Source organism: Streptomyces sp. NPDC033165 (assembly GCF_055577965.1).
In genome coordinates this window covers 169,231-189,810 of the sequence record NZ_JBVIPK010000008.1, presented here as the reverse complement: position 1 = coordinate 189,810, position 20,580 = coordinate 169,231, and the positions used below count along the sequence as shown (strand labels likewise).

Sequence of the window (20,580 nt, the reverse complement as noted above, 5' to 3'; positions counted from 1 at the left end):
CATGGGGCACCTGCGTCACGGAAGCCCCTTCCATCCGTCACAGCGATCTCCTACTCTCACACTCTGTTCACATGTGGTCTGTTCACCTTTGACAACTGCTGATCTTGCGACAGGGGTCAGGCGCGGGGGTAGTGAAGCATGCGGGAAGACCGGTGCTCGAAGTTGAGCGTTCTCGCCGGTGCGTCGGCACTGGCGCTCTCGGCCGTCACCGCGACACCGGCGCTGGCCGACGAGGCACCGGAGAGCCCCTGGGAAGTGAAGATGCCCGCGGACGTGAAGGTCGTCGAAGGCATAGCCCCGGCAGTTGGACCGGCAGCAGGACCGGCCGTAGCGGCCATGGCCGCTACGGCCTCGGACACCTGCCTGGGCTCCACCGCCGCCTACGGCTCCAGCGGGTGCTTCCAGCACAACGGCGACATCGTCTGGGCGGGCGACACGAAGAAGGACGGCATGTCCGCGGCTGTCGGCGTCTACACCGACTACGGGCGCGCCGAGGAGGTCTGCGTCAACAATCTCGGCGTGAACACCTGGGCGGGCTGCGACAAGGACTACCGGGAGACCGGGAACGTGCGTCTTCGCGTTCTGCGCTACGACGGCGACACCGGCAAGTTCTACCAGCCTGAGGCCTGGTCCGGCTGGATCCCGGTCGATGGAAAGTACTGACCGGAAAGTACCGAACGGGAAGTGCTGAACCGCCCACCTCGGTGCGTTCCGCTCGGCAAGGGCGCGGAGCGCACGAAAAAACCGGACCAGCCTCTGCTGGTCCGGTTCTTCAATCCGGAAGTGCCCCCGGCAGGATTCGAACCTGCGCACCCGGCTCCGGAGGCCGATGCTCTATCCCCTGAGCTACGGGGGCGTGTCGCTGTCGTGCTCTGCGACGGGTGAAACACTACCAGCTCCGACGGGGTGTCCGTGAACAGGTATTCCGTCGCGCCGGTCGGCGGAGGCGGAGGCCACTCGTCCGGGGCGGAAGTGGACAAAAGCCGGACGCGGCCGCTCCGGCCGCCCTACTCTCGAAGGGTGTCAGGGGCGTACGGCCGCGTGCTTGTTGTCGACGACAACAAGGTCATCCGGCAGCTGATCAGGGTCAATCTCGAACTTGAGGGTTTCGAGGTCGTGACCGCGGCCGACGGTGTCGAGTGCCTGGACCTGGTCCACCGGGTCCGCCCCGACGCCGTCACCCTCGACGTCGTGATGCCCCGGCTGGACGGACTGGAGACCGCGACCCGCCTTCGCTCCGATCCCCGGACCCGCCGTCTTCCCATCGCCGTCATCAGCGCCTGCACGCCGTTCGAGGTCGACGCGGGCGTGGCGGCCGGGGTCGACGCGTTCCTGGCGAAGCCGTTCGAGCCGAGCGAGCTGGTGCGGATCATGCACCGGCTGGTGACCGGCGAGGACCGGCCCCCGGTGGAGGGGCGGCGCGGCGCCGGGCGGGCGGGGAGCACCGCGGGCTGACCCTGTGGCGCATCCGGATCGGGCCGGCCGTACGGCGAGCCCGGGTCCGGGCCGGTCCCTCGGCGAGTCCGGGTCCGGCTGACCATATGGCGAAACCGGTCGCGTAGTGCCCCCCGATCTCACCTAGGCTTGTCCCGTGACCCCCGCCGACCTCTCCCGGACCGTGCTGCACGCCGTGCGCCGCGCGGTCGACGAGGACGCCTTGCGCGCGCCCGTGCCCGCGCGCGTGCGAGTGGAGAGGACACGGCCCGGCGGCAGCGGGGACTACGCCTGCGCCGTCGCGCTCCAGCTGGCCGGGCCCGCCGCGCTGCCCGCCCTGGAGGTCGCCCGCATCCTGCGGGAACGGGTCGCCGCCGAGCCCGGCATCGAGCGGGTCGAGATCACCGGCCCCGGGTTCCTGAGCTTCACCCTCGACGCCACGGCCGAGCGCCACCGCGCCCTCCTCGACGCCGTCCGGGAACAGGGCCTCGCGTACGGACACGGGGACGCGCTCCGCGACGAGATCCTCCAGTTCCATCACGCGCGCGAGGTGCGTGCCGCTGTCACCGCCCATGCCGTGCGCCGTCTCGTCATCTCCCAGGGCGCCCGCGTCCGGATCAGCTGCGAGGAGGCGCCCGACCCGGACTGGGCCCGCCTCGGCGTCACTGTCGACGCGCACGGGACGCCCCCCGTACCGCTCACCGGGATCAGGCCCGTCCCCGCCGGGGCCACCGCTGCGGAGCTGCTGCGGCGGCTCGGGCCCGACGCGGCCCGCTGGGGGCTCCTGCGGCCCGCCGGGCACGACCGCGCCGCCCTCGGCCCCGAACTGCTCGTCCAGGGCGAGGCCAATTCCCTCTTCCGGGTGCGCTACGCCCACGCCAGAATCCGTGCGCTCACCCGCGGGGCCGCCCTCCTCGGCCTCACCGCCGAGCCCGCCCCGTACGCCGAGCGCGCCGGGCACACGGAACCCGCCCCGTACGACAGCGCCGCCCGCCCCCTCCTCGACCTCATCGCCGACCATCCCGGCGTCCTGCTCGCAGCAGCCCGTCACCGTGCGCCCGACCGGGCCGCCCGGCAGCTGGAAGCCGTCGCGCACGCGTTCTTCGACTTCCACGACTCCTGCCCGCCCCTGCCCGTCGGTGACGAGAAACCCTCGGCCGCCCACCGCGCCCGGCTGGCTCTCGCCGAAGCCGCCGGGACGGTGCTGGCAGGCGGCCTGTCCCTGCTCGGCATCCGTGCGCCCGAACATCTCTGACGAGATCAGAAGAGACCCGAGAGAACGAACACGATGAGCCGCTCCGCACACCCCGCAGGACCCCGCCACGCCGACGTGCTGACCGAGGGGCACTACTCCGCGCCCGCCGCCGATCTCAACGTCCTGGACGAGAAGGTCTGGTCCCGTACGGTCACCCGGGACGCGGACGGCGCCCTCACCGTCGGCGGGATCGCCGTCGCCCGGCTCGCGGAGGAGTTCGGCACCCCCGCGTACTTCCTGGACGAGAGCGACTTCCGGGCCCGCTGCCGGGCCTGGGCCGACGCCTTCGGGCCGGACGCCGACGTCTTCTACGCGGGGAAGGCCTTCCTCTCCCGCGCGATCGTCCGCTGGCTCACCGAAGAAGGACTCAACCTCGACGTCTGCTCCGGCGGTGAGCTGACCACCGCCCTCGACGCGGGCATGCCCGCCGAGCGCATCGCCTTCCACGGCAACAACAAGACCGTCGCCGAGATCGAGCGGGCCGTCGAGGCGGGCGTCGGGCGGATCGTGCTCGACTCCTTCCAGGAGATCGTCCGCGTCGCCCACATCGCCCAGCGGCACGGTGTCCGCCAGCGGGTGCAGATCCGTGTCACCGTCGGCGTCGAGGCCCACACCCACGAGTTCATCGCCACCGCGCACGAGGACCAGAAGTTCGGGATCGCGCTCGCCGACGGGCAGGCCGCCGAGGCGGTGCGCCGCGCGCTCGCCCTCGACGGGCTCGAACTCATCGGCATCCACTCGCACATCGGCTCGCAGATCTTCGACATGGCGGGCTTCGAGGTCTCCGCCCGGCGCGTGGTGCAGCTGCTCGCCGAGGTCCGCGACGAGCACGGCGTCGAGCTGCCCGAGATCGACCTCGGCGGCGGCCTCGGTATCGCGTACACCTCCGAGGACGACCCCCGTGAGCCGCACGAGATCGCCAAGGCGCTCGGCGACATCGTCACCCGCGAGTGCGAGGCCGCGAATCTGCGTACCCCCCGCATCTCCGTCGAGCCGGGCCGCGCCATTGTCGGACCCACCGTGTTCACGCTGTACGAGGTCGGCACGATCAAGCCCCTGGAGGGGCTGCGGACGTACGTCAGCGTCGACGGCGGCATGTCGGACAACATCCGCACCGCGCTGTACGACGCCGAATACAGCGTCGCGCTCGTCTCGCGCACCTCGGACGCCGAGCCGATGCTCGTCCGGGTCGTCGGCAAGCACTGCGAGAGCGGCGACATCGTGGTCAAGGACGCGTTCCTCCCCGCCGACCTGGCCCCCGGCGACCTGATCGCCGTGCCGGCCACCGGGGCGTACTGCCGTTCCATGGCGAGCAACTACAACCACGCCCTGCGCCCCCCGGTCGTCGCCGTCCGGGACGGCGAGGCGCGCGTCATCGTCCGGCGCGAGACGGAGGAAGATCTTCTGCGTCTCGATGTCGGCTGATGAAATAGTCATCTCAGGATCCGGACGGGTGACAGAATCGCCCGTCCGGTGAGTGAGACTGGTCCCCACATGAGCATGGATGAGAAACGAGGTCGGATGATGCGTACGCGTCCGCTGAAGGTGGCGCTGCTGGGCTGTGGAGTGGTCGGCTCAGAGGTGGCGCGCATCATGACGACGCACGCCGACGACCTCGCGGCGCGCATCGGTGCGCCCGTCGAGCTCGCCGGCGTCGCCGTCCGCCGGCCCTCCAAGGTGCGGGAGGGCATCGACCCCGCACTGGTCACCACCGACGCGACCGCGCTCGTGCAGCGCGGCGACATCGACGTCGTCATCGAGGTCATCGGGGGCATCGAGCCGGCCCGGGCACTCATCACCACCGCCTTCGAGAACGGCGCGAGCGTCGTCTCCGCCAACAAGGCGCTGCTCGCCGAGGACGGCGCGGCCCTGCACGCCGCCGCCGAGAAGTACGGCCGCGATCTGTACTACGAGGCTGCCGTCGCCGGGGCCATCCCGCTGGTGCGGCCGCTGCGCGAGTCGCTCGCGGGCGACAAGGTCAACCGGGTGCTCGGCATCGTCAACGGCACCACCAACTTCATCCTCGACAGGATGGACACCAGCGGCGCGGGCTACTCCGAGGCGCTCGACGAGGCCACCGCCCTCGGGTACGCCGAGGCCGACCCGACCGCCGACGTCGAGGGCTTCGACGCCGCCGCGAAGGCCGCGATCCTCGCCGGGATCGCCTTCCACACCCGGGTGAAGATCGGCGACGTGCACCGCGAGGGCATCACCGAGGTCACCGCCGCCGACATCGCCTCCGCGCGCCGCATGGGCTGCACCGTCAAGCTGCTCGCCATCTGCGAGCGCGCCGCCGACGGGGCCTCCGTCACCGCCCGCGTACACCCCGCGATGATCCCGCTGAGCCACCCGCTGGCCTCGGTCCGCGAGGCCTACAACGCGGTGTTCATCGAGGCGGACGCAGCTGGTCAGCTCATGTTCTACGGCCCCGGCGCCGGCGGCTCCCCGACCGCTTCCGCGGTCCTCGGCGACCTCGTCGCGGTCTGCCGCAACAAACTGGGCGAGGCCACCGGCCCCGGTGAGTCCGCCTACACGCGCCTGCCGGTCAGCCCCATGGGCGAGGTCGTCACGCGCTACCACATCAGCCTCGACGTGGCCGACAAGCCGGGCGTCCTCGCCCAGGTGGCAACGGTCTTCGCCGAGCAGGGCGTATCCATCGATACCGTCCGCCAGCAGGGAAAGGACGGCGAGGCGTCCCTCGTCGTCGTCACCCACCGCGCGCCCGACGCCGCCCTCTCCGGGACCGTCGAAGCGCTGCGCAAGCTCGACACCGTGCGCGGTGTCGCCAGCATCATGCGTGTTGAAGGGGAGTAAGGACCCATGACCAGCAAGGGCACCCACCAGTGGCGCGGCATCATCGAGGAGTACCGGGACCGCCTTCCGGTCACAGCTACGACGCCGGTCGTCACGCTTCGTGAGGGTGGTACGCCGCTCGTTCCGGCGCAGGTCCTCTCCGAGCGCACGGGCTGCGAGGTGCACCTCAAGGTCGAGGGCGCCAACCCCACCGGTTCGTTCAAGGACCGCGGCATGACCATGGCCATCACCCGGGCCAAGGAGGAGGGGGCGAAGGCCGTCATCTGCGCCTCCACCGGCAACACCTCGGCCTCCGCCGCGGCGTACGCCGTGCGTGCGGGCATGGTCTGCGCCGTCCTCGTACCGCAGGGCAAGATCGCGCTCGGCAAGATGGGCCAGGCGCTCGTGCACGGCGCCAAGATCCTCCAGGTCGACGGCAACTTCGACGACTGCCTCACCCTGGCCCGCTCGCTCTCGGACAACTACCCGGTGGCGCTGGTCAATTCGGTCAACCCGGTCCGTATCGAGGGCCAGAAGACCGCCGCGTTCGAGATCGTCGACGCGCTCGGCGACGCCCCCGACATCCACGTCCTGCCGGTCGGCAACGCGGGCAACATCACCGCGTACTGGAAGGGGTACCGCGAGTACGCCGGTGACGGCGTCTCCACGCACACCCCGCGCATGTGGGGCTTCCAGGCCTCCGGCTCCGCGCCCATCGTGCGCGGCGAGGTCGTCAAGGACCCCTCCACCATCGCCACCGCGATCCGCATCGGCAACCCGGCCTCCTGGGACTACGCCCTGGCCGCACGCGACGAGTCGGGCGGGTTCATCGACGAGGTGACGGACCGGCAGATCCTGTCCGCGTACCGGCTGTTGGCCTCCCAGGAGGGCGTCTTCGTGGAGCCCGCCTCGGCCGCGTCAGTCGCCGGTCTGCTCAAGGTCGCCGAAGAGGGCAAGGTCGACCCCGGCCAGCGCATCGTCTGCACGGTCACCGGCAACGGCCTCAAGGACCCCGACTGGGCCGTCGCGGGTGCCCCGCAGCCGGTCACGGTCCCGGTCGACGCGGCCACCGCCGCGCAGAAGCTTGGGCTCGTCTGACCGGTCCGGGCCGGTCAGACGGACTGCCCGGGCAGGTCAGGACGGACTGCCCGGGCAGGGCCGGGCGACAAGCCGTCCGCCGTCCGCGCCCGGCCCGGCAGTCGCGTCACCCGACCCGGTCAACCGCGACAACCCACCTCAACCGCCCTCTTTTCGGGGCGGAGAGCGCATAGGAGGCGGGCGACACGCATCGTGCGCCTCCTGTGCGCCCTATGTCGCCACAGAACCTTCCTTCGATAAGCTGTACCCCATCCGCCCGACATCCGCCCGACGGTTCGCTGTGGTGCGGCAGCCGTGACGGCGAGCACGGGGCGGACCACCGGAAACCCCACGTACCGCCCGGTGCAGCTCCGTACCGCCCCATCCCGCAGACCCCCGCCGCAGAGCCACCGCACTGCATCCCCGCTGCCTTACAAGGAGTCGTCCGACCGATGGCCGGTCCCGCGTTCCGAGCCGCCGCCGTCAGGGTGCGCGTCCCCGCAACCAGCGCCAACCTGGGCCCGGGCTTCGATGCCCTCGGCCTTTCGCTGGGGCTGTACGACGATGTCGTCGTCCGGGTCGCCGACTCCGGGCTGCACATCGACATCGCAGGTGAGGGCAGCGAGACGCTGCCCCGAGACGAGAGCCACCTGCTCGTGCGCTCCCTGCGCACCGCGTTCGACCTGCTCGGCGGGCAGCCCCGCGGCCTGGAGATCGTCTGCGCCAACCGCATCCCGCACGGCCGCGGCCTCGGCTCCTCCTCCGCCGCCATCTGCGCCGGAATCGTCGCCGCCCGCGCCGTGACGACAGGCGGCGACGCCCGGCTCGACGACGCGGCCCTGCTGGAGCTGGCGACCGAGATCGAGGGGCACCCCGACAATGTCGCGGCCTGTCTGCTCGGCGGGTTCACGCTCGCCTGGATGGAGGGCGGGGCGGCCCGCGCGATCAGGATGGACCCTGCCGATTCCGTCGTTCCGGTGGTTTTCGTGCCCGGACGACCGGTGCTCACCGAGACGGCGCGCGGCCTGCTTCCGCGCACCGTCCCGCACGTCGACGCGGCGCTGAACGCCGGCCGGGCGGCCCTCCTCGTCGAAGCCCTGACCCGCCGCCCCGAGCTGCTGCTCGCCGCCACCGAGGACCGGATCCACCAGGAGTACCGGGGCCCCGCCATGCCGGAGAGCGTGGAACTGGTCAACCGTCTGCGCGCCGACGGTGTGCCCGCGGTCATCTCCGGCGCGGGGCCCACGGTCCTCGCGCTGACGGAGGAGGGTTCGGCCGACAAGGTCGCCCGACTGGCGGGGGAGGGCTGGGCGGCGAACCGGCTGGCCCTCGACGGGCCGGGCGCCAGTGTGCTGCCGCTGGCCGCGTAACCGCATGTGATTACCGGTGAGCGAGAGGGGGAATGTTTGTTGGAGCCGGTAGTGTTAACCTCAAGTCTGCAACCGACGTCTTTGAGGCGCGTTGCTTCGTGTCCCCCTCCGGGACCACCATTCTTCCGGGAGCCTCCCCAACTGCCAGAGCAGCCTGCCTGAGCAGTTTCGAGCACGCTCCGGAACCGGCACGACACCCCTCGCTCGTCCAGGAGTGGGCCGAGCAGGGGGATCTCGCGCCGGACCCCGCACGTTTCGTCTCTCCGCCGTACCCGGCGGACCACCGCCCCGGCAAGGTCCGCGATCCAGCAAGATCAACAGACCGCAGTCGGACAGCACAACCGGTCGCCGAGCCAGAAGGCCGACGTCCGCTCCAGGGAAGGACCCTTCGTGAGCGACACCACCGATCTGATGGGCGTGACTGCCGACAAGAACGTCGACAGCGCCGCGCCCGCCGAAGGTGCTGCCACTGGCACCACCGCACGGCGCCGCCGCTCCGGCACCGGCCTTGAGGGCATGGTCCTGGCCGAGCTGCAGCAGGTCGCGTCCGGCCTCGGCATCAGGGGTACTGCGCGGATGCGCAAGAGCCAGCTGATCGAGGTCATCAAGGAGGCTCAGGCGGGTGGCGGATCCGCCGCCCCCAAGACCTCCCCCAAGGCCGCAGAGACCCCCGCCGAGGCTGAGAGCAAGCCGAAGCGCCGCGCGACCTCCAAGGCGCGCACCGGCGACGAGGCCGCCGCTGCCGAGAAGGCCACGGCCCAGCAGCAGATCGAGATCCCCGGTCAGCCGGCCAGCGACGACCAGCCCGCGGGCGAGCGCCGTCGCCGCCGTGCCACCGCGCAGGCGGGCAGCCCCGACACCAAGACCGAGGCGAAGACCGAGGTCAAGGCCAAGGCGGAGCCCGCGGCCGAGCAGAAGACCGAGGACCGGGGCGAGCCCAAGGGCGACGCCAAGGCCGAGGCCGCCACCGACACGGCCGAGGGCCGTCGCGGTGACCGCCGTGACCGTGGCGACCGCGGTGACCGTGGCGACCGCGGTGACCGTGGCGACCGCGGTGAGCGCCGTGAGCGCCAGCGCGACCGCCGCGGCAAGGGCGACGACCAGGGCCAGCAGGGCGGCGGCGGGCAGCGCCCGCAGCGCCAGGGCCAGGGTCAGGGCCAGCAGAACCGCGACAACGGTCCGCAGGACGACTTCGACGACGAGGCGGGCGGCCGCCGCGGCCGCCGTGGCCGCTACCGCGACCGCCGTGGCCGTCGCGGGCGCGACGACTTCGCCGGCGATGTGCAGGTGGCCGACGACGACGTCCTGATCCCCGTCGCGGGCATCCTGGACATCCTCGACAACTACGCGTTCATCCGGACCTCCGGCTACCTGCCGGGCCCGAACGACGTGTACGTCTCGCTCGCCCAGGTCCGCAAGAACGGCCTGCGCAAGGGCGACCACGTCACCGGCGCGGTGCGCCAGCCCAAGGACGGCGAGCGGCGCGAGAAGTTCAACGCGCTGGTCCGCCTCGACTCGGTCAACGGCATGGCGCCGGAGTCCGGCCGCGGCCGCCCCGAGTTCCAGAAGCTGACCCCGCTCTACCCGCAGGACCGGCTCCGTCTGGAGACCGACTCCAACATCCTGACGACGCGGATCATCGACCTGGTGGCCCCGATCGGCAAGGGCCAGCGCGGGCTGATCGTGGCCCCGCCGAAGACCGGCAAGACCATGATCCTCCAGGCCATCGCCAACGCGATCACGGTCAACAGCCCCGAGTGCCACCTGATGGTCGTCCTGGTGGACGAGCGTCCGGAAGAGGTCACCGACATGCAGCGGTCGGTGAAGGGCGAGGTCATCTCCTCGACCTTCGACCGCCCCGCCGAGGACCACACCACCGTCGCCGAGCTGGCCATCGAGCGCGCCAAGCGTCTCGTGGAGCTGGGTCACGACGTGGTCGTCCTGCTCGACTCGATCACCCGCCTGGGCCGCGCGTACAACCTCGCGGCACCGGCCTCCGGCCGCATCCTCTCCGGTGGTGTCGACTCGACCGCTCTGTACCCCCCGAAGCGCTTCTTCGGCGCCGCGCGCAACATCGAGGACGGCGGCTCGCTGACCATCCTGGCCACCGCGCTCGTCGAGACCGGCTCGCGCATGGACGAGGTGATCTTCGAGGAGTTCAAGGGCACCGGCAACATGGAGCTCAAGCTCGACCGGAAGCTCTCGGACAAGCGCATCTTCCCGGCGGTGGACGTCGACGCGTCCTCCACCCGTAAGGAAGAGATCCTGCTCGGCACCGACGAGCTGGCGGTCGTCTGGAAGCTGCGCCGGGTGCTGCACGCACTCGACCAGCAGCAGGCCATCGAGCTCCTCCTGGACCGGATGAAGAAGACCCAGTCCAACGCGGAGTTCCTGCTCCAGATCCAGAAGACGACGCCGGGCAGCGGCAACGGCAACGGCAACGACTGACGCAGCGACAGCTGTTGCGCGCGAGCGCCCCTGTTACTTCGGTGACGGGGGCGCTTTTGCGTTATAGCATCAGCAGCCGTAGGTGGGGGGGAACGTATTTTCTATACGCCCACTGTGTCGTTTCACCAGTGGGAGAACTCTCTCCTTCGCATGCATCTACGCGGCGCCGTCACTGTGACGTGCCGTGTTCATCGAGGGGAGTCCTGTGACATTTGGCAGACGGAGGGGTTTTATCCCCCTCCCCGTAGCGGCTGCCGTATTCGCTCTGGGAGCAGGGGCACTCGCCTCCGCCCCGGCGCAGGCCGCGGACACGGTTCCGCTTCCGGGCAAGCAGAACACCCAGAAGCGGTCCGACGTACCGCAGGCGGAACTGCTCGACACCATCAAGGGGTCGGCCGCCAAGCTGGAGGAGGGCGCATCAGGTGCGCCCGAGAGGGCCGCCGAGGGCGGAACGGAATCCGCCTCCCCCGTGCCCGGGCGCACGGCGGACCCGAAGATCATCGGTGGGGTGGAGGCGCCGATCTCCGAGGCGCCGTGGATGGTGCAGCTCCACTACTACGACGACAAGGGGACCTCCGGCACGGCGGACGATGAGAGTTACTTCTGCGGAGGCACCCTCGTCGCCCCGGCGAAGGTTCTGACCGCCGCGCACTGCGTGGACGGGCTGGACTGGAACAAGAACGGTGCCGTCGTGGGCGGTACCGCCAAGCTGCCGGTCGGCAGCAACCTGAACGGCGGCCAGGCCGTCGGCGTCTGGCGCCAGTGGGTTCACCCTGCGTACGACGATGCCGAGTTGAGCAGCGACATCGCTGTGCTGACGCTGGGGGCCTCGCTCCCGTACAAGACGCTTCAGCCGGCCGCCGGCGCCCAGACGGCGCTGTACAAGGAAGGCACCCGCGCCACGGTCTACGGCTGGGGCCGCACGACCTCCACCAGCGACGAGATCTCGCCGACGCTGCGCAAGGCCACTGTGCCGATCAACGCCGACGCCACGTGCACGTCCTACTACGGCTCCGAGTTCGTGCCCGGGAAGATGACGTGTGCGGGCGACCCGGCCGTGGGCCAGGACGAGGGCACCGTATCGCCGTGCAACGGTGACTCGGGCGGTCCGCTCGTGGTCAACGGCCGTATCGCGGGCGTCGTTTCGTGGGGTGTGCGGGACTGCGTCGCCACCGGTGCGTACAGCGTCTACTCCAAGGTCAGCTCGTTCTTCGGGCAGATCAACCCCCGAGTGGACGACGCCAACCTCAACTACGACACGACGGCGGACCTGTTCGCCCGGCAGTCCAAGGGCGAGGCGTTCGAGTACTACTCCACCGGCAAGGCGTTCGGCTCCTCGACGGCCCTCGGCAACTGGGGCGCGGCGAACCTGGTGCGTCAGGTGGACTGGGACCGGGACTTCCACCAGGACTACGTCTACCGCGTGGGCAACGATCTCTACTGGTACTACTTCAATGGGACCGACTGGGCCGAGAAGAAGATCGGTACCGGCTGGTCCTCCTTCAAGAACATCCTGTTCCCCGGTGACGTCACCGGGGACGGAAACCCTGACCTCGTCGGCATTGACAGCACCGGCACCCTGGTCACCTACCCGGGCAATGGTGACGGAACGTTCGCGCCCAAGGCCAAGGCCGGTTCCGGCTGGGGCTCGCTGACACTGTTCGGCAAGGGCGACTACAGCGGCGACGGCATCCCCGACCTGCTGGCCCGGGACCGCCAGGGCCAGCTGTGGCTCTACGCCGGCCGGCACAACGTCAACTCGCCGTTCGCCAACAAGGTCCTGGTCGGCACCGGCTGGCACTTCACGGCGTACGTCGGCACCGGGGACAACACAGGTGACGGCCACGCCGACATCACTGTCCGCGACAGCGCGGGTGTGATGTGGTTCTACCCGAGCAGCGGGTCGGCGACGAAGCCCTTCGGGCCGAAGCTGAAGGCCGGCACCGGCTGGAACGGGTTCAACCTCTTCGGCTGACCGAGACCTTGGCCACATCGATGGCGGCCGAGAAGCAGCCCGCATGACGGCTGCACCCCGCACGAAACCCCAGGTGAGCGGCGGATGCCCGCTCGTGCACCACACAGGGCTGTGGCCCCCGTCCTCCGACGGGGGCCACAGCCCTGTGTGCAACCCTTCTTGCCGCTTCGCCGTCTGACCAAGAGATGACAAACCCTCCCGGAACCATCGCGCCCCGGGAGCGACGAGCAACGGAGCGCAGGACCGAGGGAGACGTGTGAGCGAGCAGAGCAGGAGCGCGGGGCGCATACGCGGCACCGGCAGCCGTCGGAGGAAGCCCTCCCGCCGGTACCGTGCGAAGGCCGTCGCGGCCTGGTCGGTGGCGGGGGTGGTGGTCGTCGGCGGTGCCGGGCTCGGGTACGCGTACATGACGCTCAACGGCAACCTCTCCAGCATCGACATCGATGCGAAGCTCGGTGCCGACCGTCCCGACGACGTGGACGACGGTTCGCAGGACATCCTGGTGCTGGGCTCCGACTCGCGCTCCGGTGACAACGGGGAGTACGGCGCCGACGAGGGCGGGGCCCGCTCGGACACGGCGATGGTCGTGCACGTCGACAAGGGCCACAAGTCCGCGAGCGTCGTCTCGATACCGCGCGACACCCTCATCGAACGCCCCGCCTGTACGAGCGACACGACGGGCGACCCGGTCCCGGCCCAGCACCGGGCGATGTTCAACACCGCCTACGAGGTCGGCGGGCCCGTCTGCGCGGTGAAGACCGTCGAGTCGATGTCCGGCATCCGCATGGACCACTACGTCGAGGTCGACTTCACCGGCTTCAAGGAGCTCATCGACGAGCTCGGCGGCGTCGAGATCACCACGAAGGCCGGGATCAACGACTCCAAGAGCCATCTGGACCTGGAGCCGGGCACCCACACCCTGAACGGTGAGGAGTCACTCGGACTCGTCCGGACCCGCAAGAGCGTCGGCGACGGCAGTGACCTCGGGCGCATCCAGCTCCAGCAGGCGTTCATCAAGGCGCTCATGGAACAGGCGAAGAGCGTCGGGGTGTTCTCCAGCCCGCAGAAGCTGTTCGGCCTCGCCGACGCCGCCACCAAGGCCGTCACCACGGACTCCGGCCTCGGGTCGGTCAAGAAGCTCAGCTCCTTCGCCAACGGCCTCAAGGGGCTCGGCGCGGACAACGTGCACATGGTGACCCTGCCGGTGGAGTACGACCCCGTCGACCCGAACCGTGTCCTTCCCCAGGAGAAGGCCGGGAAGCAGGTCTGGGCGGCCCTCAGGAACGACCGGCCGATACCCGCATCGGCCACCGAGAAGTCCGCCGGGGACAAGGGCGAGGCCGGGAAGCTCGTCGAATAGCGGCCGAGCGGTCACGCAGCGTACGCGGCGGTGCGGGGGGAATACCTGCGGCCCGCCCCCGGTTTTGGGAGATACGGCCGGTCCTGGCAGACTGGTACGTCGGCCCCGGTTCACGGACGCGCAATCAGCGCGGTCGACCCGGCGCCCTCCCGAAACTAGGAGACACCTTGAAGCGCGACATTCACCCCGAGTACGTCGAGACGCAGGTCAGCTGCACCTGCGGTGCGTCGTTCACCACCCGGAGCACCATCGACGGCGGCACCATCCGTGCCGACGTCTGCTCCGAGTGCCACCCGTTCTACACGGGCAAGCAGAAGATCCTCGACACCGGCGGCCGCGTGGCCCGCTTCGAGGCCCGCTTCGGCAAGGCTGCCGGCTCCGCCAGCAAGTAGCGAGCCACTGCGCCGGTTCTCGGCGCCCTCTCACCGGGGGCGTCGGGACCGGCGTTTTTCCGGTCAGCAGGCCCGTAGACGTCATCAACCAGGAGCCCCCGCATGTTCGAGGCGGTCGAGGAACTGATCGGTGAACACACCGATCTTGAGAAGAAGCTCGCAGACCCGTCGGTCCACGCCGACCAGGCCAACGCGCGCAAGCTGAACAAGCGCTACGCGGAGCTGACCCCGATCGTCGCCACGTACCGGAGCTGGAAGCAGACCGGCGACGACATCGAGACCGCCCGCGAGTTCGTCGCGGACGACCCCGACTTCGCCGCCGAGGTCAAGGATCTGGAGAAGCAGCGCGAAGAGCTCACCGAGAAGCTCCGCCTCCTCCTCGTCCCGCGCGACCCCAGCGACGACAAGGACGTGCTCCTGGAGATCAAGGCGGGCGCGGGCGGCGACGAGTCCGCCCTGTTCGCCGGCGACCTGCTGCGCATGTATCTGCGCTACGCGGAGCGCGTCGGCTGGAAGACCGAGATCATCGACTCCACCGAGTCCGAGCTCGGCGGCTACAAGGACGTCCAGGTCGCCGTCAAGACCAAGGGCGGCAACGGCGCCACCGAGCCCGGCCAGGGCGTCTGGGCCCGGATGAAGTACGAGGGCGGCGTGCACCGGGTGCAGCGCGTGCCCTCCACCGAGTCCCAGGGCCGTATCCACACCTCCGCCGCGGGCGTGCTCGTCACCCCCGAGGCCGAAGAGGTCGACGTCGAGATCCACGCCAACGATCTGCGGATCGACGTCTACCGCTCCTCCGGGCCCGGCGGGCAGTCCGTCAACACGACCGACTCCGCCGTCCGCATCACGCACCTGCCGACCGGCGTCGTCGCCTCCTGCCAGAACGAGAAGAGCCAGCTCCAGAACAAGGAGCAGGCCATGCGCATCCTGCGCTCCCGGCTGCTGGCCGCCGCCCAGGAGGCCGCTGAGCAGGAGGCCTCCGACGTACGCCGCAGCCAGGTGCGTACGGTCGACCGCTCCGAGAAGATCCGGACGTACAACTTCCCGGAAAACCGCATCTCGGACCACCGCGTCGGCTTCAAGGCGTACAACTTGGACCAGGTGCTCGACGGCGACCTGGACGCAGTGATCCAGGCCTGCGTCGACGCCGACTCCGCCGCCAAGCTCGCCAACGCGTGAGTGTCTGAACGCACCGTCCGCCCCGCACACCCGTAACCCGTACGGAGAACCGCGATGAACCTGCTGCTCGCCGAGGTGGCCCAGGCCACCCAGCGGCTGGCCGACGCCGGTGTCCCCTCACCGCGATTCGACGCCGAGGAACTCGCGGCCTTCGTCCACGGGGTGAAGCGGGGCGAGCTGCACCAGGTGCCCGACAGCGACTTCGACGCCCGCTACTGGGAGACGATCGCCCGCCGCGAGGCCCGCGAACCCCTCCAGCACATCACCGGGCGGGCCTTCTTCCGCTATCTGGAGCTCCAGGTCGGGCCCGGGGTGTTCGTGCCCCGGCCGGAGACCGAGTCCGTCGTCGGCTGGGCCATAGACGCCGTACGGGCCATGGATGTCGTCGAGCCCGTCGTCGTCGACCTGTGCACCGGCTCGGGCGCCATCGCGCTCGCCATGGCCCAGGAGGTCCCGCGCTCGCGCGTACACGCCGTGGAGCTGTCCGAGGACGCGCTCAAGTGGACCCGGAAGAACGCCGAGGGGTCCAGGGTCACCGTCCACCGCGGAGATGCTCTGAGCGCCCTTCCCGAGCTCGACGGCCAGGTCGACCTGGTGATCTCCAACCCGCCGTACATCCCGCTCACCGAATGGGAGTACGTCGCCCCCGAGGCCCGCGACCACGACCCGGAGATGGCCCTCTTCTCCGGCGAGGACGGCCTCGACACCATCCGCGGCATCGAGCGCACCGCCCACCGCCTGCTGCGCCCCGGCGGCCTCGTCGTCATCGAGCACGCCGACACCCAGGGCGGCCAGGTTCCGTGGATCTTCACCGAGGAGCGGGGCTGGGCGGATGCCGCCGACCACCCCGACCTGAACAAGCGCCCCCGGTTCGCCACCGCCCGCAAGGCCATGCCGTGATCCGCCCCCGGCACCACCACCCGTACCCGTACACGTTTGAGGAGGCCGGCTGATGGCACGGCGATACGACTGCAACGACGCCACCGACCGGATCACGGGCCTGCGCGAGGCCGCCTCCGCCGTCCGCCGAGGCGAACTCGTCGTGCTGCCCACCGACACCGTGTACGGCATCGGCGCCGACGCCTTCAGCTCCGAGGCCGTCAACGACCTGCTGGACGCCAAGGGGCGGGGCCGCAACATGCCCACCCCCGTTCTCATCGGCTCCCCGAACACCCTGCACGGCCTGGTCACCGACTTCTCCGAGCAGGCCTGGGAGCTCGTCGACGCCTTCTGGCCCGGGGCGCTCACCCTCGTCGCCAAGCACCAGCCCTCGCTCCAGTGGGACCTCGGCGACACCCGGGGCACCGTCGCCATCCGGATGCCGCTGCACCCGGTCGCCATCGAGCTGCTGACCGAGGTCGGTCCGATGGCCGTCTCCAGCGCCAACCTCACCGGACACCCCGCCCCGGAGAACTGCGACGCCGCCCAGGGCATGCTCGGCGACTCCGTCTCCGTCTACCTCGACGGCGGCCCGACGCCCGGCATCGTGCCGTCCTCGATCGTCGACGTCACCGGTCCCACCGCGGTTCTGCTGCGAGCCGGCGCGGTCTCCGCGGAGGAGCTGCGCAAGGTGGTACCCGACCTTGAGGTGGCCAATTGACCGCCCCCGAGGGGCGTGGCATAGCAGGGCGGACCGACACCTTCCGCATCCTCCACGTCAGCACCGGCAACGTCTGCCGCTCGCCCATCACTGAGCGGCTGACCCGCCATGCCCTGACGGACCGCCTCGGCGACCCCCTCAGCGGCGGCCTCATCGTGGAGAGCGCGGGCACCTGGGGCCATGAGGGCGCCCCCATGGAGGCCAACGCCGAAGTGGTCCTCGCCGACTTCGGCGCGGACGCCAGCGGCTTCGTCGGCCGCGAGCTGCTCGACGAGCACGTCATCCGCGCCGACCTGGTCCTCACCGCCACCCGCGACCACCGCGCCCAGGTCATCTCCATGGGCCACTCCGCGGGCCTGCGGACCTTCACGCTCAAGGAGTTCACCCGGCTGGTGCGGGCGATAGACCCCGCCACCCTGCCCGACCCGCGCGACGAGGGCGTCGTCGAGCGCGCCCGCGCCCTGGTCCGCGCCGCCGCCGCGCTGCGCGGCTGGCTGCTGGCCCCGACCGCCGAGGCGGACGAGGTCTACGACCCCTACGGCGCGCCCATCACCTTCTTCCGCTCCATCGGCGACGAGATCAACCAGGCCCTCGACCCGGTCGTCACCGCCCTCACCGGCGTCCACGCCCCGAGCTGACGGACGTACGCGCGCCTCCTGCCCCGCGGCCGGACGGGCCCGGTGCGCCGACCGGCGTAGGGGAGGCCGCGACAGCGGGCACAGCACCCCGCCCCGGCCTACATTGGAGCTGACACCGGCACACCCTCGCCGGCGCACCCTCCTCCAGGCCCGGAGCCGTCCCATGCCGGTCACCTCGCCCGCCGCACCCGCAGCCGTGTCGTCCGCGCCCGACGCCTTGCCCCAGGACTTCGGCGCCCTGCTCCGCGAGGACCCGGAGGTCGCCGGAATCCTGCTCGCGGAGACCGGCCGCCAGGCCGCGACCCTCCAGCTGATCGCCGCCGAGAACTTCCAGTCGCCCGCGGTCCTCGCCGCCCTCGGCTCCCCGCTCGCCAACAAGTACGCCGAGGGCTACCCGGGCGCCCGCCACCACGGCGGCTGCGAGCACGCGGATGCCGCCGAACGCATCGCGGTGCGCCGGGCCACCGCCCTCTTCGGCGCCGAACACGCCAACGTCCAGCCGCACTCCGGCTCCTCCGCCGTCCTCGCCGCCTACGCCGCGCTGCTGCGCCCCGGCGACACGGTGCTCGCGATGGGACTCCCGTACGGGGGACACCTCACCCACGGGGCGCCCGGCAACTTCTCCGGCCGCTGGTTCGACTTCGTCGGCTACGGGGTGGACCCCGACACCGGACTCATCGACTACACCCGGCTCCGCGCACTGGCCCGCGCCCGCCGCCCCAAGGCCGTCGTCTGCGGCTCGATCTCCTACCCCCGGCACCCCGACTACGAGCTGTTCCGCGAGATCGCCGACGAGGTCGGCGCGTATCTGATCGTCGACGCCGCGCACCCGATGGGGCTGATCGCCGGGGGAGCGGCGCCCAACCCGGTCCCGTACGCCGACGTGGTCTGCGCCACCACGCACAAGGTGCTGCGCGGGCCGCGCGGGGGAATGATCCTGTGCGGCGCGGAGCTGTCCGAGCGGATCGACCGGGCGGTGTTCCCCTTCACCCAGGGCGGCGCGCAGATGCATACGGTCGCGGCGAAGGCGGTCGCGTTCGGAGAGGCGGAGACACCGGCGTACACGCTCTACGCGCACCAGGTCGTCGCCCACGCCCGGGTGCTCGCCGCCGGTCTGGAGGCGGAGGGCTTCGAGGTCACCACGGGCGGCACCGACACCCACATCGTCGTCGTGGACCCGGCGCCGCTCGGCGTCGACGGCCGCACCGCCCGCGAACGGCTGGCCGCCGCCGGTATGGTCCTGGACACCTGCGCGCTGCCGTACGGGGACGCCCGGGGCATCCGCCTGGGCACCGCCGCCGTCACCACGCAGGGGATGGACGAGGGGGACATGGCCCGGATCGCCGCCCTGTTCGGGGCGGCCGTACGGGAGGCGGGCGAGGCGGGCCCGATCGCGGCGGAGGTCCGTGAGCTGGCCATGCGGAATCCGCCGTACCCGGGGTAGACGAGGGCTGTGCAACCATCACCCGTACCGTGGAGTCCTTGTTCCAGAGACTAGGGTGTGGGGCTCAGATGGCCGGCGAAACCTGTGGGGCAGCCCGTGCGTGATTACCTGCTGACGCTCTGTGTCACGGCTGCAGTGACTTATCTGCTGACCGGACCGGTGCGTAAGTTCGCCATCGCGGTCGGGGCGATGCCCGCGATCCGCGCCCGCGACGTCCACCGGGAACCGACTCCGCGGCTCGGTGGCATCGCCATGTTCGGCGGACTGTGTGCGGGACTGATCGTCGCCGACCACCTGCACAACCTGAAGGACGTCTTCGAACTGTCCAACGAGCCGAGGGCGTTGCTCTCCGGCGCCGCCCTGATCTGGCTGATCGGCGTTCTCGACGACAAGTTCGAGATCGACGCCCTGATCAAGCTCGGCGGCCAGATGATCGCCGCCGCCGTCATGGTCATCCAGGGGCTCACGATCCTGTGGCTGCCCATCCCCGGCGTCGGCACGGTCGCCCTCACCCAGTGGCAGGGCACGCTGCTCACGGTGGCGCTGGTCGTCATCACGATCAACGCGGTCAACTTCGTCGACGGCCTGGACGGGCTCGCGGCGGGCATGGTGTGCATCGCCTCGGCGGCGTTCTTCCTGTACGCCTACCGCCTCTGGATGGGGTACGGGATCGAGGCGGCGGCCCCCGCGACGCTGTTCGCGGCGATCCTGATGGGCATGTGCCTCGGTTTCCTGCCGCACAACATGCATCCGGCGCGGATCTTCATGGGCGACTCCGGCTCGATGCTGATCGGCCTGGTGCTGGCGGCGGGCGCGATCTCGATCACCGGCCAGGTCGACCCGGACAACATGAAGATCTTCTTCGAGGGCAGCGAGCGCGGGGCCACCCACGCGATGTTCCCGGTCTTCATCCCGCTGGTGCTGCCGCTGACGATCATCGCGATCCCCGCCACAGACCTGATCCTCGCCATCGTCCGCCGCACCTGGAACGGCCAGTCGCCGTTCGCCGCGGACCGGGGCCACCTGCACCACCGGCTGCTGGAGATCGGCCACTCGCACAGCCGGGCCGTGCTGATCATGTATTTCTGGTCGGCCATCATCGCCTTCGGCGCCGTCGCCTACTCGGTGCACTCGGCCTCGACGTGGATCGTCTTCATCATCATCGCGGCGAGCGTGGTGGGCCTCGTCCTGCTGCTGATGCCGCGCTTCACCCCGCGCGCCCCGCACTGGGCCAACCGCTTCGTGCCGCCCCGCTACCGCCGCGGGGCGACGGAGCGGGCTTCCTCCCCCTCGCCCTCCTACGGTGAGAGCCCGACGCCCGTGGCCTCCGGGGCCCAACAGGACGTGCAGGGCGCTCTGATGAGCGAGGAGGACGCCGAACGGGCCCCTGTGGCGGTCGGGGTGTCCGGTGTCAACGGGGCGACCGCGATCGGCGCTCGTTCGCGCTTCCCCGAACGCCGCTCCATCGACTCCTCGCGCTGACGATTCGGATTCCGTGGTGCATTACCAGACATTGCGCCGCCTTGTCGTGCACACACGCGCGGGTTAACTCTCATGTGTGACAGGTGGCACACTTTCCAGGTAAAGACCTCATCAAATAGTTTGTGATACCGTT

At 70.6% G+C, this 20,580-nt stretch carries 17 protein-coding genes and 1 tRNA gene; 17 read left to right on the top strand and 1 reads right to left on the bottom strand.

All coding sequences use genetic code 11. The features are described from left to right. Positions 1-138: 138 nt before the first annotated feature. Complete coding sequence (locus ACZ5WC_RS20645) at positions 139-663, top strand: hypothetical protein (RefSeq protein ID WP_468542156.1); 525 nt, start codon at positions 139-141, stop codon at positions 661-663. A gap of 121 nt (positions 664-784) precedes the next feature. Here ACZ5WC_RS20645 and ACZ5WC_RS20640 read toward each other — a convergent pair. Next, positions 785-856, bottom strand: a tRNA-Arg gene (locus tag ACZ5WC_RS20640). Positions 857-1,041: 185 nt separating this feature from the next. Between ACZ5WC_RS20640 and ACZ5WC_RS20635 the strand changes: the two genes are divergently transcribed. The 16 genes from ACZ5WC_RS20635 to ACZ5WC_RS20560 all read left to right on the top strand — a co-directional run bounded on the left by ACZ5WC_RS20635 (position 1,042) and on the right by ACZ5WC_RS20560 (position 20,447). Further along, entirely contained in the window at positions 1,042-1,455 is a 414-nt protein-coding gene (locus tag ACZ5WC_RS20635; protein WP_468542155.1) for a response regulator, read from the top strand. A gap of 136 nt (positions 1,456-1,591) precedes the next feature. Further along, positions 1,592-2,689, top strand: a complete 1,098-nt coding sequence (nrtL, locus tag ACZ5WC_RS20630; protein WP_468542154.1) for an ArgS-related anticodon-binding protein NrtL — start codon at positions 1,592-1,594, stop codon at positions 2,687-2,689. Positions 2,690-2,722: 33 nt separating this feature from the next. Continuing rightward, entirely contained in the window at positions 2,723-4,114 is a 1,392-nt protein-coding gene (gene lysA / locus ACZ5WC_RS20625) for a diaminopimelate decarboxylase (RefSeq protein ID WP_468542153.1), read from the top strand. Between the two features lie 99 nt (positions 4,115-4,213). Continuing rightward, complete coding sequence (locus tag ACZ5WC_RS20620; RefSeq protein WP_468542300.1) at positions 4,214-5,503, top strand: homoserine dehydrogenase; 1,290 nt, start codon at positions 4,214-4,216, stop codon at positions 5,501-5,503. Between the two features lie 6 nt (positions 5,504-5,509). Beyond that, positions 5,510-6,580, top strand: a complete 1,071-nt coding sequence (thrC, locus tag ACZ5WC_RS20615; protein ID WP_468542152.1) for a threonine synthase — start codon at positions 5,510-5,512, stop codon at positions 6,578-6,580. Between the two features lie 431 nt (positions 6,581-7,011). Beyond that, positions 7,012-7,929, top strand: a complete 918-nt coding sequence (thrB, locus tag ACZ5WC_RS20610) for a homoserine kinase (RefSeq protein WP_096626847.1) — start codon at positions 7,012-7,014, stop codon at positions 7,927-7,929. A 390-nt stretch (positions 7,930-8,319) separates the two neighbouring features. Beyond that, positions 8,320-10,377: a transcription termination factor Rho gene (gene rho / locus ACZ5WC_RS20605; RefSeq protein ID WP_468542151.1), complete on the top strand. Its 2,058-nt coding sequence runs from the start codon at positions 8,320-8,322 to the stop codon at positions 10,375-10,377. Between the two features lie 205 nt (positions 10,378-10,582). Next, positions 10,583-12,352, top strand: a complete 1,770-nt coding sequence (locus tag ACZ5WC_RS20600; protein ID WP_468542150.1) for a trypsin-like serine protease — start codon at positions 10,583-10,585, stop codon at positions 12,350-12,352. A gap of 256 nt (positions 12,353-12,608) precedes the next feature. After that, positions 12,609-13,712 (top strand): LCP family protein, encoded by a 1,104-nt coding sequence (locus tag ACZ5WC_RS20595; RefSeq protein ID WP_468542149.1) that lies wholly within the window; start codon positions 12,609-12,611, stop codon positions 13,710-13,712. 167 nt (positions 13,713-13,879) lie between these two features. Next, entirely contained in the window at positions 13,880-14,104 is a 225-nt protein-coding gene (rpmE, locus tag ACZ5WC_RS20590) for a 50S ribosomal protein L31 (RefSeq protein WP_019764351.1), read from the top strand. Between the two features lie 102 nt (positions 14,105-14,206). After that, positions 14,207-15,283, top strand: coding sequence for a peptide chain release factor 1 (gene prfA, locus ACZ5WC_RS20585; RefSeq protein WP_096626843.1), 1,077 nt, complete (start codon positions 14,207-14,209; stop codon positions 15,281-15,283). 54 nt (positions 15,284-15,337) lie between these two features. Further along, entirely contained in the window at positions 15,338-16,183 is an 846-nt protein-coding gene (prmC, locus tag ACZ5WC_RS20580; RefSeq protein ID WP_096626842.1) for a peptide chain release factor N(5)-glutamine methyltransferase, read from the top strand. 52 nt (positions 16,184-16,235) lie between these two features. Next, entirely contained in the window at positions 16,236-16,883 is a 648-nt protein-coding gene (locus tag ACZ5WC_RS20575; RefSeq protein ID WP_468542148.1) for an L-threonylcarbamoyladenylate synthase, read from the top strand. Continuing rightward, positions 16,880-17,521, top strand: coding sequence for an arsenate reductase/protein-tyrosine-phosphatase family protein (locus ACZ5WC_RS20570; RefSeq protein ID WP_468542147.1), 642 nt, complete (start codon positions 16,880-16,882; stop codon positions 17,519-17,521). Before ACZ5WC_RS20575 ends, ACZ5WC_RS20570 begins: the two co-directional genes overlap by 4 nt. A 163-nt stretch (positions 17,522-17,684) precedes the next feature. Beyond that, entirely contained in the window at positions 17,685-18,965 is a 1,281-nt protein-coding gene (locus ACZ5WC_RS20565; RefSeq protein WP_468542146.1) for a serine hydroxymethyltransferase, read from the top strand. Positions 18,966-19,049: 84 nt separating this feature from the next. Continuing rightward, entirely contained in the window at positions 19,050-20,447 is a 1,398-nt protein-coding gene (locus ACZ5WC_RS20560) for an MraY family glycosyltransferase (RefSeq protein ID WP_468542145.1), read from the top strand. Positions 20,448-20,580: the final 133 nt, after the last annotated feature.

What these genes read in the sequence shown, in the direction of transcription:
- ACZ5WC_RS20645 (WP_468542156.1), top strand. Translation starts at nt 139, where the DNA reads ATGCGGGAAGACCGGTGCTCGAAGTTGAGCGTTCTCGCCGGTGCGTCG.
- lysA (WP_468542153.1), top strand. Translation starts at nt 2,723, where the DNA reads ATGAGCCGCTCCGCACACCCCGCAGGACCCCGCCACGCCGACGTGCTG.
- ACZ5WC_RS20620 (WP_468542300.1), top strand. Translation starts at nt 4,214, where the DNA reads ATGCGTACGCGTCCGCTGAAGGTGGCGCTGCTGGGCTGTGGAGTGGTC.
- thrC (WP_468542152.1), top strand. Translation starts at nt 5,510, where the DNA reads ATGACCAGCAAGGGCACCCACCAGTGGCGCGGCATCATCGAGGAGTAC.
- thrB (WP_096626847.1), top strand. Translation starts at nt 7,012, where the DNA reads ATGGCCGGTCCCGCGTTCCGAGCCGCCGCCGTCAGGGTGCGCGTCCCC.
- prfA (WP_096626843.1), top strand. Translation starts at nt 14,207, where the DNA reads ATGTTCGAGGCGGTCGAGGAACTGATCGGTGAACACACCGATCTTGAG.
- prmC (WP_096626842.1), top strand. Translation starts at nt 15,338, where the DNA reads ATGAACCTGCTGCTCGCCGAGGTGGCCCAGGCCACCCAGCGGCTGGCC.
- ACZ5WC_RS20575 (WP_468542148.1), top strand. Translation starts at nt 16,236, where the DNA reads ATGGCACGGCGATACGACTGCAACGACGCCACCGACCGGATCACGGGC.
- ACZ5WC_RS20565 (WP_468542146.1), top strand. Translation starts at nt 17,685, where the DNA reads ATGCCGGTCACCTCGCCCGCCGCACCCGCAGCCGTGTCGTCCGCGCCC.